Raw genomic sequence first — 11,296 nt, 5'->3', positions numbered from 1 at the left:
GAGGGAAGAACCAGCGTGCCTAGCGAATACGCGAAGACACTGGGTGGCAAGCTACGTGCCATCCGCCAGCAGCAAGGACTGTCGCTGCATGGCGTGGAAGAGAAGTCCAAGGGTCGCTGGAAGGCGGTCGTCGTCGGCTCGTACGAGCGCGGCGATCGGGCCGTCACGGTCCAGAAGCTCGCGGAGCTCGCCGATTTCTACGGCGTGCCGATCCGTGAACTGCTGCCTGGTTCCGCCAGCGCGGCCGCTGCGGCTGCCGCTCCGCCCCGGTTGATCCTCGACCTGGAGGCTCTGCAACACCTCGACGCGAGCGAGGCCGGTCCGCTGACGCGGTACGCGGCCACGATCCAGGCTCAGCGCGGGGACTACAACGGCAAGGTGCTGTCGATCCGTCAGGACGACATGCGCACGCTCGCGGTGATCTACGACGAGTCGCCGACGACTCTGACCGAGCGCTTCATCTCCTGGGGAGTACTGAACCCGGAGGCGAAGGGCGACGTCGAGGAGGCCGAGGTAGCCGGCGCCTGAAGCGAGGCGTGAGAGACGGTCGGGGCTCGTAGCAGCTGGCCCGCGGCCGCCCGCCCGCTCCCTTCCGGGGCCGGGCTTGACCAGAACAAGCAGGAACGCAGTACCGAAGACGCAGTACTGAAAGCTGCGGGACCAGTGGCGGGCGCCACCAGACCCGCCGCGCCAGGCCGGGGCCGTTCCCCCCGCGCCACACCACGGGGACGACAAGCCGGCCCGGGACCGTACCGAGACGGTCACCGGGCCCGATTTCCCGGAGGGCTCGCCCCCCTCGTTCCTCAGACGCCGAGGGTGGGCTTCAACTGCAGCAGTCTGGCCAGTAGGCCGTTCACGAACGCCGGCGACTCGTCCGTCGACAGGTCGCGCGCCATCGCGACCGCTTCGCTCACCGCGACCACATCCGGCACCTGGTCGTCGAACAGCAGCTCGTAGGTCCCGATCCGCAGGATGTTGCGGTCGACCGCGGGCATCCGGTCCAGGGACCAGCCCACCGAGTGCGTCTGCAGCAGGTCGTCGATCACGTCGATGTGCTTCGCGACACCCTCGACCAGCGCCACGGTGAACTCGTTCACCGGCGGGTCGTTGTCCGCCACCCGGTCGGCCAGGGTGCCGCCGACCGGCAGTCCCCTGACCTCGGACTCGAACAGCACGTCGAGTGCGCGTTTACGGGCCTTGCTACGGGCAGACATGTTCTGTTGTCAGCTCTCTCGAACGTCAGGAAGTGACGCGGCCGAGGTAGTCCCCGGTGCGGGTGTCGACCTTGACCTTCTCGCCGGTGGTCAGGAACAGCGGGACCTGGATGTCGTAGCCGGTCTCCAGCTTGGCCGGCTTGGTGCCACCGCTGGAGCGGTCGCCCTGCAGACCCGGCTCGGTGTACTCGACCGTGAGCTCGACCGAGGCCGGGAGCTCGACGTACAGCGGCAGGTCCTCGTGAACGGCCACGATCGCGTCCTGGTTCTCCAGCAGGAAGTGGGAGGCGTCGCCGACCACCTCGGGCTGGATCTGCAGCTGGTCGTAGGTGGACTTGTCCATGAAGACGTACGCCGAGCCGTCGTTGTACAGGTAGGTCATGTCGCGCTTGTCGACCGTGGCCACCTCGACCTTGACGTCGGCGTTGAAGGTCTTGTCGACCACCTTGCCGGACAGCACGTTCTTCAGCTTCGTCCGGACCACGGCGCCGCCCTTACCCGGCTTGTGGTGCTGGAACCAGACCACGGACCACAGCTGCCCGTCCAGGTCGAGCACCATGCCGTTCTTGAGGTCGTTCGTCGTTGCCACGCGGGTATGCCCTTCGAAATCGATCAGCGGTAACACCGGATTGTAGCGGTCACACCCGCATCCTCCGATTCCGCGGCGGCGGGCGGCCCCCGACGGCCCGTAGGCTGGACCATCGGGACACCGGGACAGGAGGTCAGCCGTGGAGTTCGCGATCTTCGTCGTGATCATGATCATCGTCAGCCTGGTCGCCAAGGCCAAGCAGCAGAGCAAGGGAAGCGGTACGCCGAACGCCCGCGTCCAGGCGGTGATCAACCGGATCCAGACCGAAGTGCAGAAGAACGGCGGCCCGCCGCTCGAGCTCGGGCCGAAGTACGCCCAGTACACGCAGCCCGCCCAGCCAGCACAGCCGCCGCAGTACCAGTCGGCCCAGTACCAGCCGTACCAACCGGGTCCGTACCAGCAGTCGCAGTACCAAGCGGCCCGGCATGAGACGCCGCCGCGGCAGGACACGGATGCCCGGGTGCGGGAGCTGATGATGGCGGGCCACGAGGTGAGCGCGGTCCGGCTGCTCTCCGACGAGCAGGACATGGGCCTCCTGGAAGCGCAGGAGTACGCCCGCGCCCTGATCGCTCCGACCGCCGCCAAGCCAACGGGAACCGCGAGCAAACCGGCACAGGACAAGCCGGCGCCGGAGACTCCTGAGCCTGAGGCCGACGAGGACACCCGGTACGTCGGCTCGGCTGCGTTCGCCGAGTCGATCTTCGACCTGGACCGCGACGAGGAGACCTGGGCCAGCGGCTGGGTCGACAAGCCCGAGGCCGACGACCGTTCGGACATCGACGAGCTCTGGGAGACGGTCCGGAACGCGGCGCGCCCCGGGACTACCCCGGCCAGTTGACGGTGACGCTGCTGTGCCGCCGGTCGATGTGGAACCCGGCGGGCGGTTCGGTCCCGGCCGCGTCGACCCGGTAGCGCGGCCCAGGACCGTGCCGAAGCCGCCGGTTCCAGATCCGCACCTGGTCGATCAGCCGGTCGATCAGGTCATCCGCGTCCGGGCCGTGGCCGTTCACCCCGAGTTCCATGTGCGACTCCGGCCGCCGCTTGGCCGGACACGACGTCAGATACGCCACGCTGTCGCCGGTTGCCACCGCCGCCGCTCCCCAGTGCGGCGACGGCGTGACCACGCCTTCCTCCTGGAGCGATCGCTGCGCGGACAGAACGCAGTACCCGGGCAGTGTGCTGGCCAGCCAGAGCTGGAGGTCCGACAGCTGTTCCTCGCGGTTGACCACGACGCCTGACCAGACCTGTTCGCGCGGCTGGTCCAGGACCCCGTCGAACGGGTGCTCCTCCGGCACCTGGTCCTCGTCGAAGCTCACACTCGCCGCGTCACCCCGGATCGAGATCAGCCGCTCGTAGTTCGCCCCCGCTCCCTGCATGGAGACGAAACCGCAGGGCGTCGTCGACCGGCTCTCCAGATGCTCGTCCACCCGGTCGAACGCGATCGACCGCGTCTGCCCCCGCAGCCGCAGCGGTACGACGATCCGGCCGCCGGCGCCGAGCTGATCGCTCCAGGCCGGCGCGATGTCCCACGCCGTCACGGTCACCACGATCCGGTCGTACGGCGCGTCCTCCGGCACGCCGAACTCCCCGTCGGCCTCGACCACACGGACATCGCCGTACCCGGCATCGTCGAGCACGACCCGGGCCCGGTCGGTGACCTCGGGGTCGATGTCGACCGTCGTCACTGCGCCCTTCGGTCCGGCCAGTTCGCGCAGCAGGGCGGCGTTGTAGCCGCCGGAACCGATCTCCAGCACACGATCGCCGGGACGGACCTCGGCCTGCTCCAGCATCAGCGCGACGATGCTCGGCTGCGACACCGAGCTGATCACCACCCCGGCCGCGTTGCGCTTCATCAGTACGACGTCGTCGGCGTAGGCGATGTCGAGGCTGCTCCGGGGGACGAACAGATGCCGCGGCACGCTGGCGAAGGCCGCCGCCACCCGCTCGTCCCGAATGGTGCCTTCGGCAACCAGATGCCGGGTCAGCGCGGCACGCAGCGCATCGGCCTGGGCCGCGTCGCTGCGGTGATCTGTCATGCATCCAGCGTAGTCGCGCGCCGACCCGAACGGGCTAGATCAGGCCCTCACGCAGGGCGTAGGCGACGGCGTGCGAGCGGTTCTTCAGTTGCAGGCGGCTGGTGACGTCGTGCAGGACGTTCTTCACCGTGCGCTCGGAGTAGGACAGCTCCCGGGCGATCTCCTGGGTGTCCTTGCCGTCGGCCACCAGGCGCAGTACCTGCGTCTCGCGGTCCGACAGCCCGGTGTGCGACAGCCCGCGCGGTGCGAGCACGTGCCGCTGCATCCGCGACACCTGACCGAGCAACCGGCCGAGCAGATCGGGTGGCAGGCTGCCGTCACCCGCAGCGGCGGACTGCACCAGGTGCACGATGCGGTCGGCCGTCGCCTCGGTCCGCCGGAGTACGCCGGACACCCCCAACTCGACCGCGGTCATCAACGCGTCGTCGTCGATCACGCTGCCGATCAGCACAGTCCGGCGGCACCCCCGCTGAGTAGCCGACCGGAGCACCTGGACCGCGGCCGCGTCCAGCGAGTCGACGGCGATCAAGGCAACCGCTGGCGGGGCGGTGCGGTCGGTCGACTGGCTCTGCAGCGCGGCCAGGTCGGTCTCGTTGATCATCGCGATCTCCGGCCGCTGCCTGAGCGCGTGCACGAGCCCGAACTGCGACAGCGGGTCCAGCGCTTTCACCCAGACCGGAATAGGTTGTTGCGTCGTCATTCTTGTCACTCCCCCAGAGCGTTGATGAACGGAACGGACCGAATCCGAAGTCACGCGAAGCCCCCACATCGTCGATTCCGATCGTGACCCCTGGCCTTCAGCAGCCTTAAGAACTGGTGACGGCCACAACACGACCCGATCCCTAGCGTGAGGCATCCACATTTCACCGGCATCTCAGCCTGATCTCTTGGCCGCATCGCCGCCCCCGGCCGGCCCCACGCTCCCTAGATGCCCGAAAGGGCACTTTGGTTCGAATCAGGCGGTCAGTGAGGTGATCGCGCGCAGCGCGAGGCGGTACGAATCGGCGCCGAATCCGGCGATGGTGCCGGTGGCCACGCCCGCGACCACGCTGGTGTGGCGGAACTCCTCGCGGGTGGCGGGGTTCGTCAGGTGGATCTCGATCAGGGGGGCCGTGCGCTGGGAGCAGGCGTCGCGCAGGGCGTAGGAGTAGTGGGTGAAGGCCGCCGGGTTCAGCACCACCGGGATCTTGCCGTCGGCCGCCTCGTGCAGCCAGTGGACCAACTCGGCCTCGTCGTCGGTCTGCCGCACCTCGACGTCCAGCCCGAGCTCGGCGCCGGTCTTCTCGCAGTCGGCCACCAGGTCGGCGAACGTCGTCGCGCCGTACACATCGGGCTCGCGCGACCCGAGCCGCCCCAGGTTCGGCCCGTTCAGTACCAGCACCCGCCGCCCACTCACATCAGTCACGGGACCACCCTAGTGGTCAGCCTCCCGAAGGCCGCGTCGGCTTCCGCGACCGCCGCCGGGTAGCGATCCGCCGCAGAGCTGCCGGCATCGATGGCCGACCAGTTGCGCCGGGCCAGCACCCGCTGGACCGCCACGACCTGGGCAGCAGTCAGCTCAGCCGTCGCGTCTCCCCCGAGCGCCTCCGCCAGCGCCCGCTCGTCCTCGTCCATGAACTCGTGCATCCGCGTCGACAGCGCCGGCGTCGTGAACACGAGCCGGTGATACGCGAGCACCTGAGGTACGTCGCTCAGCCCGGTGACCGGATCGCGGAGATCCAGCCCGGCCAGGAAGTGCCGATGCAACGCCTCGATCGGCGATCCCGCAGCGGCCGCCACAACACGAGCGGCCTCGTTCTGGTGATCGGCGATCCGGTGCAGCACCAGGTCCTGCTTGGTCGCGAAGTACTTGAAGAGCGTCGGTTTGGAGACATCGACCGCTGCCGCGATGTCCGCGACCGAGACCTCGTCGAAGCCGCGCTCGAGGAACAACGCGATCGCCGCCTGCGACAAAGCGTCGTACGTCTGCTGTTTCTTCCGCTCCCTGAGTCCGGTCACAGGCTCATGTTAACCTGGGCAAAAGATTGACCGGGTTAAACTTTTCAAGGAGGGTGATGCGGGACCTCGACCTGGTGATGGCCGGGCACGAATGCAGCAACGTACTGCGCTCGTCGCGACGGCAGACCGCGCTGCGCGGCCGGATCGAGCTGCTCGAGCACGACAGTACGCCGGACCACTCGGCCGTCACGGCCGCCAAGGTCGACGACGAACGCGCGATGAGCGACATCCGCCGCCTGCTCGACAAACTGCCCGCGAAAGCCGGCAACCTCGAACTCCGTCAGCTGCACTGACCAGGCACGTTGGCCCGATGACGGGTTGTGTCACCGCTGACGGGCAAACAACACGCCAGCCGTCACACAACCCGCCATCCATGCACCGCGATCTCGGCGCCTAGCTCCAGGGGGCGCCCGGCCCGCCCATGCGGCTGGCATACGGGGAGCCCTGGGCGAGTTCGCCGCGGTGGACCGGCTTGTCGGTGAAGGACGAGGCGTAGATGGCGGCCGCGAGCTCGAGGGTGTTGCGGGCCTCGGTCAGGGTGACGGGCGTCGGGGCGCCGGAGGTCAGGGCGTCCAGGACGGCAGCGTACTGGGCGGCGTGGCCGCTCGGTACGTCGACGGCATCCGCGGACCAGGCGGTGGCGACCGCGTCCTGGCCTGGCGCCGGGGTCACCGTCCAGTTCTCGTCCTTGTAGCCGTAGAGGTGCTCGAGCTCGACCGTTGCGTTCTCGTAGTCGAAGCGCAGTTGTGAGGTCTGCCGCGCCGACACCAACGAGTTGACGACCGACGCGACAGCGCCGTTCTCGAAGGTCACCAATGCCATCGAGACGTCCTCGGTCTGCGTCGGCCGTGCCTGCCGGGCCGCCAGCGCCGTCACCTTCTGCCAAGGCCCGAGGATCGACAGCAGCAGATCGAACTGGTGGATCCCGTGCCCCATCGTCGGGCCGCCGCCCTCGACGTCGAACGTCCCGCGCCACGGTACGGCGAAGTACGCGTCGTCCCGGTACCACACGGTGTTGCACAAGGCAACCAATGGACGACCGAGGACACCCTCGTCCGCCAGCCGCCGCAGCCGCACCGCGCCGGACCCGAACCGATGCTGGAAGACACAGGCGACCTGGGCGGACGACTTGGCCTCCGCGTCGATCAGTTCGTCGAGCTCGTCCAGCGACAGCGTCGGCGGCTTCTCCATGAAGACATCGACGCCCGCCACCAGGCACTCCACGGCCAACGGGACGTGCGAGTTCGGCGGCGTACACACGTGGATGAGGTCGACTCCCCCGGCGGCGAGCAGCTCGGTCAGGCTCGGATACGCCGCGGGGATGTTCCAGGTGGACGCGAACTCCTTGGCTCGACCGAGATCGACGTCGACGGCCGCGACCAGCTCGGCGCGGTCCGGATGGGAGGTGACGGCCCGTGCGTGGGAGCGGGCGATCCCGCCGGTCCCGACGATCGCGATCCGGTGCTTGCGGTCAGACATAGAGTGCCCTTCAGGAAGCTGGAAAGCCTTTTCCAAAATCCTCGGCCGGAATGCACCGATGTACAACCCCAGCCCGCGAGTTGACCGCTTCCGGCCACTCTCCGTGCTCGGCTGACTTCGGGCGATCAGCTGACTTCGGCGTACGCAGCGATCAGCAGGCTGGGGTCGGGGGCCTCGAAGATCGTCGGCCGGGCCAGCGCGTCCAGGACGACGAAGCGGAGCCGGTCGGCCCGCGTCTTCTTGTCGAGCTTCATCGCGTCCTGCAGGTGCGGCCAGGCGTCGGCGCGGTACGTCACGGGCAACCCGAGCGACTCGAGTACGGCGCGGTGCCGATCGGCCGTGGCGTCGTCGAGGCGACCGACGGCTCGGGCCAGCTCGGCGACGAACACCATGCCGATGCTGATCGCGGCGCCGTGCCGCCATTTGTACCGCTCGACGCGCTCGATCGCGTGGCCGAGCGTGTGCCCGTAGTTCAGCGCCTCCCGGCCGATCGCTGCCCCGGCCGTCGTGGTCCGCTCACGCAGATCCGCACCGACCGTGTCGGCCTTCACCTGGATCGACCGCGCGATGAGTTCCTCGGTCGCGTCGTACGACGGGCTTGCCGCACCGGCCGGGTCCTTCTCCACCAGGTCGAGGATCACCGGGTCCGCGATGAACCCGCACTTCACCACCTCGGCGAGACCACTGACGTAGTCGTTGCGCGGCAGGGTCTCCAGCGCGGCCAGGTCGCACAGCACGCCGGCCGGCTCCCAGAACGCACCGACCAGATTCTTGCCCTCGGCGGTGTTGATGCCGGTCTTGCCACCCACGGCCGCGTCCACCATGCCGAGCAGGGTGGTCGGGATGTGCACGACCTTCACCCCACGCAGCCAGGTCGCCGCGACGAAGCCGGCCAGGTCGGTCGTCGTACCGCCACCGATGCTGACGATCGCATCGGAGCGGGTGAATCCGGCTTGCCCGAGCACCGACCAGCAGTAGGCCAGCACCTCCGCGGTCTTGGCGTCCTCGGCGTCCGGGATCTCGATCGCGTGCGCGGTGTACCCGGACCCGGTCAGGTCGTCGCGAATCGCGTCACCACTGGTCCGCAGCGCGCGCGGGTGGATCACGGCCACCCGCTGCACACCCTCGCCCAGCAGTCCCGGCAGCTCACCGAGCAGATTGTTGCCGATGACAACGTCGTACGGCGCTGCGGCTTCCACCCGGATCCTGGTCATCCGAGCTGCTCCTGGATCTCGTCGGCGATCTGCTCCGGGGACTTGTCGTCGGTCAGCACGGTCAGCTTGGCCACCTCGCCGTACAGCGGGCGGCGCGCCTCCATCAGGTTGCGCAACTGGGTGCGGACGTTGCCGAGCAGCAGCGGGCGGGCGACGCCGAGGCCGACCCGCTTGGCGGCCTCGCCGACGCTGACGTCCAGGAAGACGACGTTGTGGCCGGCCAGGTCGGCGCGAGTATCGGCGTCGAGGATCGCGCCGCCACCGAGCGACAGCACCTCTCCGTCGTCCTGCAGCGCGGCGACGATCGCAGCCCGCTCGAGCGCACGGAAGTGCGGCTCGCCCTCGTCGACGAAGATGTCCGAGATCGGCTTGCCCGCGCCGGCCTCGACATCGGTGTCGGTGTCGCGGTGGGTGGCCTTCAGCCGCTCGGCGAGCAGCGCGGCGACGGTCGACTTGCCCGAACCAGGCGGGCCGACGAGAACGACAACCGGACTCACTGCTCTGCCCACTCCCGCGGCGTGATGGTCGACGGCAGGCTCGCCAGGTACGACTTGTGGTTGCGCGAGGACTCGGCGACCGAGTCGCCGCCGAACTTCTCCAGCGCGACCTCGGCCAGGACCAGCGCCACCATCGCCTCCGCCACGATGCCCGCGGCCGGTACGGCGCAGACGTCGGAGCGTTGGTGATGCGCGGCCGCGGCCTCACCGGTGCTGGTGTCGATCGTGCGCAATGCCCGCGGCACGGTCGCGATCGGCTTCATCGCGGCCCGCACCCGCAGCGTCTCGCCGGTGCTCATGCCGCCCTCGGTGCCGCCCGAGCGGCCACTGGTCCGGCGGACCATGCCGTCCTCGGCGACGATCTCGTCGTGCGCCTGCGAACCCGGCGTCCGGGCGAGCTCGAAGCCGTCGCCGAGCTCGACGCCCTTGATCGCCTGGATACCCATCAGCGCACCGGCCAGCTTGGAGTCCAGCCGGCGGTCCCAGTGCACGTAGCTGCCGAGGCCCGGCGGAAGACCGTCCACGACCACCTCGACCACGCCGCCGAGTGTGTCGCCGGCCTTCTGCGCGGCGTCGATCTCGGCCACCATCGCCTTGCTCGCGTCCGCGTCCAGGCAGCGCACCGGGTCCGCGTCCAGCTTCGTGACGTCGTCGTACGCCGGGATCACGCCGTACGGCGCCTTGACGGTGCCGAGCTCGACCACATGGCTGACGATCGTCACGCCGTACGCCTGCCGGAGGAACCGGGTCGCGACCTCGCCGAGCGCGACCCGGGCGGCGGTCTCGCGGGCGCTGGCCCGCTCGAGCACCGGGCGCGCCTCGTCGAAGCCGTACTTCTGCATGCCGGCCAGGTCCGCGTGGCCGGGGCGCGGGCGGGTCAGCGGCGCGTTCCGGGCCAGGTCCGCCAGCGTCTCCGGGTCGACCGGGTCCGGGCTCATCACCTGCTCCCACTTCGGCCACTCGGTGTTGCCGACCTGGATCGCGACCGGACTGCCCAGGCTCAGACCGTGCCGGAACCCACCGACGAACGTCACCTCGTCCCGCTCGAACTTCATCCGCGCGCCACGGCCGTAGCCCAGCCGACGACGAGCCAAGGCGTCGGCCACGTCATCAGTCGTGACCTGAACACCAGCGGGAAGACCTTCGAGTACGGCGACGAGCGCTTGTCCGTGCGACTCGCCGGCGGTAAGCCAGCGCAGCATGCCGCAATCCTCCCACGCCCATCCCACTCCCCAGACGCCGGTCTCATCCGCTCAGTCGCCGAAGGGATTGAGCACCCGCACACCCGTTGGCTCGACATCGCGGACGTTGCGCGTGACCAGGGTCCAGTCATGCACGAGCGCAGTCGCCGCGAGGAGCCCGTCGACCACCGGCAACGACGAGCCGGCGTTCAGCCGTCCCCAGGTCTCGGCGACCTCCAGCGACACCGGGACGATCCGATCGCCGTACCCGTTCACCAAGCGCTGCCGCCAGTCCTCGATCGCGGCCGCCTGCTGCGGATCCCGCGCCGCCAGCCGCTCGATGCCCTGCTTGATCTCACCGACGACCAGGACACTCAGGAACAGCTGACTCGAGCGCACCGACCCGAACCAGGTCGAGGCTGCGGTGTGCGGCGCCGACCGCCGGAACTCCGACACCACGTTCGTGTCCAGCAGGTAGCTCACTCGAGGTCGACCTCGCGCGCCGGTGCCGTCGACCGCTCGATCTCGAGGACACTCAGATCGGGCGCCGAGGCCAGAAAGTCCTTGAAGTCCACGAGTTCCTCCCCACGCATCCGGCGGTAGTCGAGGATGTCCAGCACCACCGCGACCTGCTCGCCGTGCTTGGTCACGAACTGCGGACCGTCCGCCTGGACCGCCCGGATCAACTCACTGAAGTGCTGCTTGGCCTCCTGCAGCTGCCACTGTCCCGCGATCGACATCGTCGCCATCACCTCGGAAACAGTCTAGACAGACTGGACAGAATTCCTCAACTCAGCGACAGGAGTGGGTTTCTTGGGTCAGGCCGTCGCGGACGGAGAGGACGAGGTCGAAGGTTTTGACTATGGGTGAGGTGTGGCAGGAGGTGGAGGTGGTGGCTGCTTGACCGCCGGCAAGCGCGGCACCGGCCAGGGCGGTGGTGGCGAGCGCCGCCACGGCCAGGCGCCCGGCGGTACGACAGAATGCGGGGGTCATGATGCGCTCCTCGGCGATCGTTGTGTCCTACTAACAACCGTAGGAACTGGACGGCCCGGGCGAGCGGGCCTTGAAACCCGTCTTCGGGTAGCCCT

At 69.1% G+C, this 11,296-nt stretch carries 16 protein-coding genes; 3 read left to right on the top strand and 13 right to left on the bottom strand.

Annotation, left to right across the window (positions count from 1 at the left end; genetic code table 11):
• Window positions 1-15 precede the first annotated feature (15 nt).
• Complete coding sequence (locus OG817_RS09705) at window positions 16-528, top strand: transcriptional regulator (RefSeq protein WP_406053345.1); 513 nt, start codon at window positions 16-18, stop codon at window positions 526-528.
• A 275-nt stretch (window positions 529-803) separates the two neighbouring features.
• Here the strand turns inward: OG817_RS09705 and nusB are convergent, their stop codons facing one another.
• Window positions 804-1,214, bottom strand: coding sequence for a transcription antitermination factor NusB (gene nusB / locus OG817_RS09700; RefSeq protein WP_131514879.1), 411 nt, complete (start codon window positions 1,212-1,214; stop codon window positions 804-806).
• A gap of 25 nt (window positions 1,215-1,239) precedes the next feature.
• A complete protein-coding gene (gene efp, locus OG817_RS09695) occupies window positions 1,240-1,803 on the bottom strand; it encodes an elongation factor P (RefSeq protein WP_360443825.1) in 564 nt (187 codons plus the stop codon).
• A 139-nt stretch (window positions 1,804-1,942) separates the two neighbouring features.
• On the opposite strand from efp, the gene OG817_RS09690 reads away from it, so the two are divergent.
• Complete coding sequence (locus tag OG817_RS09690; protein WP_406053344.1) at window positions 1,943-2,641, top strand: hypothetical protein; 699 nt, start codon at window positions 1,943-1,945, stop codon at window positions 2,639-2,641.
• On the opposite strand, the gene fxlM is transcribed toward OG817_RS09690, so the two are convergent.
• From fxlM to OG817_RS09670, 4 genes are all read right to left on the bottom strand, one after another.
• Complete coding sequence (gene fxlM, locus OG817_RS09685; RefSeq protein ID WP_406053343.1) at window positions 2,625-3,839, bottom strand: methyltransferase, FxLD system; 1,215 nt, start codon at window positions 3,837-3,839, stop codon at window positions 2,625-2,627. The genes OG817_RS09690 and fxlM overlap by 17 nt on opposite strands.
• Before the next feature lie 34 nt (window positions 3,840-3,873).
• Window positions 3,874-4,539: a LuxR C-terminal-related transcriptional regulator gene (locus tag OG817_RS09680; RefSeq protein ID WP_406053342.1), complete on the bottom strand. Its 666-nt coding sequence runs from the start codon at window positions 4,537-4,539 to the stop codon at window positions 3,874-3,876.
• Window positions 4,540-4,794: 255 nt separating this feature from the next.
• On the bottom strand, window positions 4,795-5,244 hold the full coding sequence (aroQ, locus tag OG817_RS09675) for a type II 3-dehydroquinate dehydratase (RefSeq protein ID WP_131514875.1): 450 nt from the start codon (window positions 5,242-5,244) through the stop codon (window positions 4,795-4,797).
• Window positions 5,241-5,837, bottom strand: coding sequence for a TetR/AcrR family transcriptional regulator (locus OG817_RS09670; protein ID WP_406053341.1), 597 nt, complete (start codon window positions 5,835-5,837; stop codon window positions 5,241-5,243). Before OG817_RS09670 ends, aroQ begins: the two co-directional genes overlap by 4 nt.
• Window positions 5,838-5,893: 56 nt before the next feature.
• Here OG817_RS09670 and OG817_RS09665 point away from each other — a divergent pair, with 56 nt between their 5' ends.
• On the top strand, window positions 5,894-6,130 hold the full coding sequence (locus OG817_RS09665) for a hypothetical protein (protein ID WP_406053340.1): 237 nt from the start codon (window positions 5,894-5,896) through the stop codon (window positions 6,128-6,130).
• A 100-nt stretch (window positions 6,131-6,230) separates the two neighbouring features.
• Here the strand turns inward: OG817_RS09665 and OG817_RS09660 are convergent, their stop codons facing one another.
• The 7 genes from OG817_RS09660 to OG817_RS09630 form a co-directional block, all read right to left on the bottom strand.
• Window positions 6,231-7,316 (bottom strand): Gfo/Idh/MocA family protein, encoded by a 1,086-nt coding sequence (locus OG817_RS09660; RefSeq protein WP_406053339.1) that lies wholly within the window; start codon window positions 7,314-7,316, stop codon window positions 6,231-6,233.
• A gap of 125 nt (window positions 7,317-7,441) precedes the next feature.
• Window positions 7,442-8,530: a 3-dehydroquinate synthase gene (gene aroB / locus OG817_RS09655; protein ID WP_406053338.1), complete on the bottom strand. Its 1,089-nt coding sequence runs from the start codon at window positions 8,528-8,530 to the stop codon at window positions 7,442-7,444.
• Window positions 8,527-9,027: a shikimate kinase gene (locus tag OG817_RS09650; protein ID WP_406053337.1), complete on the bottom strand. Its 501-nt coding sequence runs from the start codon at window positions 9,025-9,027 to the stop codon at window positions 8,527-8,529. The genes aroB and OG817_RS09650 overlap by 4 nt, the downstream gene beginning before the upstream one ends.
• Window positions 9,024-10,229, bottom strand: coding sequence for a chorismate synthase (gene aroC, locus OG817_RS09645; RefSeq protein WP_406053336.1), 1,206 nt, complete (start codon window positions 10,227-10,229; stop codon window positions 9,024-9,026). The genes OG817_RS09650 and aroC overlap by 4 nt, the downstream gene beginning before the upstream one ends.
• Before the next feature lie 51 nt (window positions 10,230-10,280).
• On the bottom strand, window positions 10,281-10,691 hold the full coding sequence (locus OG817_RS09640) for a type II toxin-antitoxin system VapC family toxin (protein ID WP_406053335.1): 411 nt from the start codon (window positions 10,689-10,691) through the stop codon (window positions 10,281-10,283).
• Window positions 10,688-10,948, bottom strand: coding sequence for a type II toxin-antitoxin system Phd/YefM family antitoxin (locus tag OG817_RS09635; protein WP_360443861.1), 261 nt, complete (start codon window positions 10,946-10,948; stop codon window positions 10,688-10,690). Before OG817_RS09635 ends, OG817_RS09640 begins: the two co-directional genes overlap by 4 nt.
• A 52-nt stretch (window positions 10,949-11,000) precedes the next feature.
• The gene (locus tag OG817_RS09630) at window positions 11,001-11,201 is read right to left on the bottom strand and encodes a hypothetical protein (RefSeq protein WP_406053334.1); all 201 of its coding nucleotides are present in this window, start codon (window positions 11,199-11,201) and stop codon (window positions 11,001-11,003) included.
• Window positions 11,202-11,296 lie beyond the last annotated feature (95 nt).

The sequence above is a fragment of the Kribbella sp. NBC_00889 genome (assembly GCF_045207705.1).
GTDB lineage: Bacteria > Actinomycetota > Actinomycetes > Propionibacteriales > Kribbellaceae > Kribbella.
This window is presented reverse-complemented; position numbering and strand designations above follow the sequence as displayed.

Bases quoted from the DNA above. Each gene is read 5' to 3' on its own strand.
- nusB (WP_131514879.1), bottom strand. From the start codon at position 1,214: ATGTCTGCCCGTAGCAAGGCCCGTAAACGCGCACTCGACGTGCTGTTC.
- fxlM (WP_406053343.1), bottom strand. From the start codon at position 3,839: ATGACAGATCACCGCAGCGACGCGGCCCAGGCCGATGCGCTGCGTGCC.
- OG817_RS09680 (WP_406053342.1), bottom strand. From the start codon at position 4,539: ATGACGACGCAACAACCTATTCCGGTCTGGGTGAAAGCGCTGGACCCG.
- OG817_RS09665 (WP_406053340.1), top strand. From the start codon at position 5,894: ATGCGGGACCTCGACCTGGTGATGGCCGGGCACGAATGCAGCAACGTA.
- OG817_RS09660 (WP_406053339.1), bottom strand. From the start codon at position 7,316: ATGTCTGACCGCAAGCACCGGATCGCGATCGTCGGGACCGGCGGGATC.
- aroB (WP_406053338.1), bottom strand. From the start codon at position 8,530: ATGACCAGGATCCGGGTGGAAGCCGCAGCGCCGTACGACGTTGTCATC.
- aroC (WP_406053336.1), bottom strand. From the start codon at position 10,229: ATGCTGCGCTGGCTTACCGCCGGCGAGTCGCACGGACAAGCGCTCGTC.
- OG817_RS09635 (WP_360443861.1), bottom strand. From the start codon at position 10,948: ATGTCGATCGCGGGACAGTGGCAGCTGCAGGAGGCCAAGCAGCACTTC.
- OG817_RS09630 (WP_406053334.1), bottom strand. From the start codon at position 11,201: ATGACCCCCGCATTCTGTCGTACCGCCGGGCGCCTGGCCGTGGCGGCG.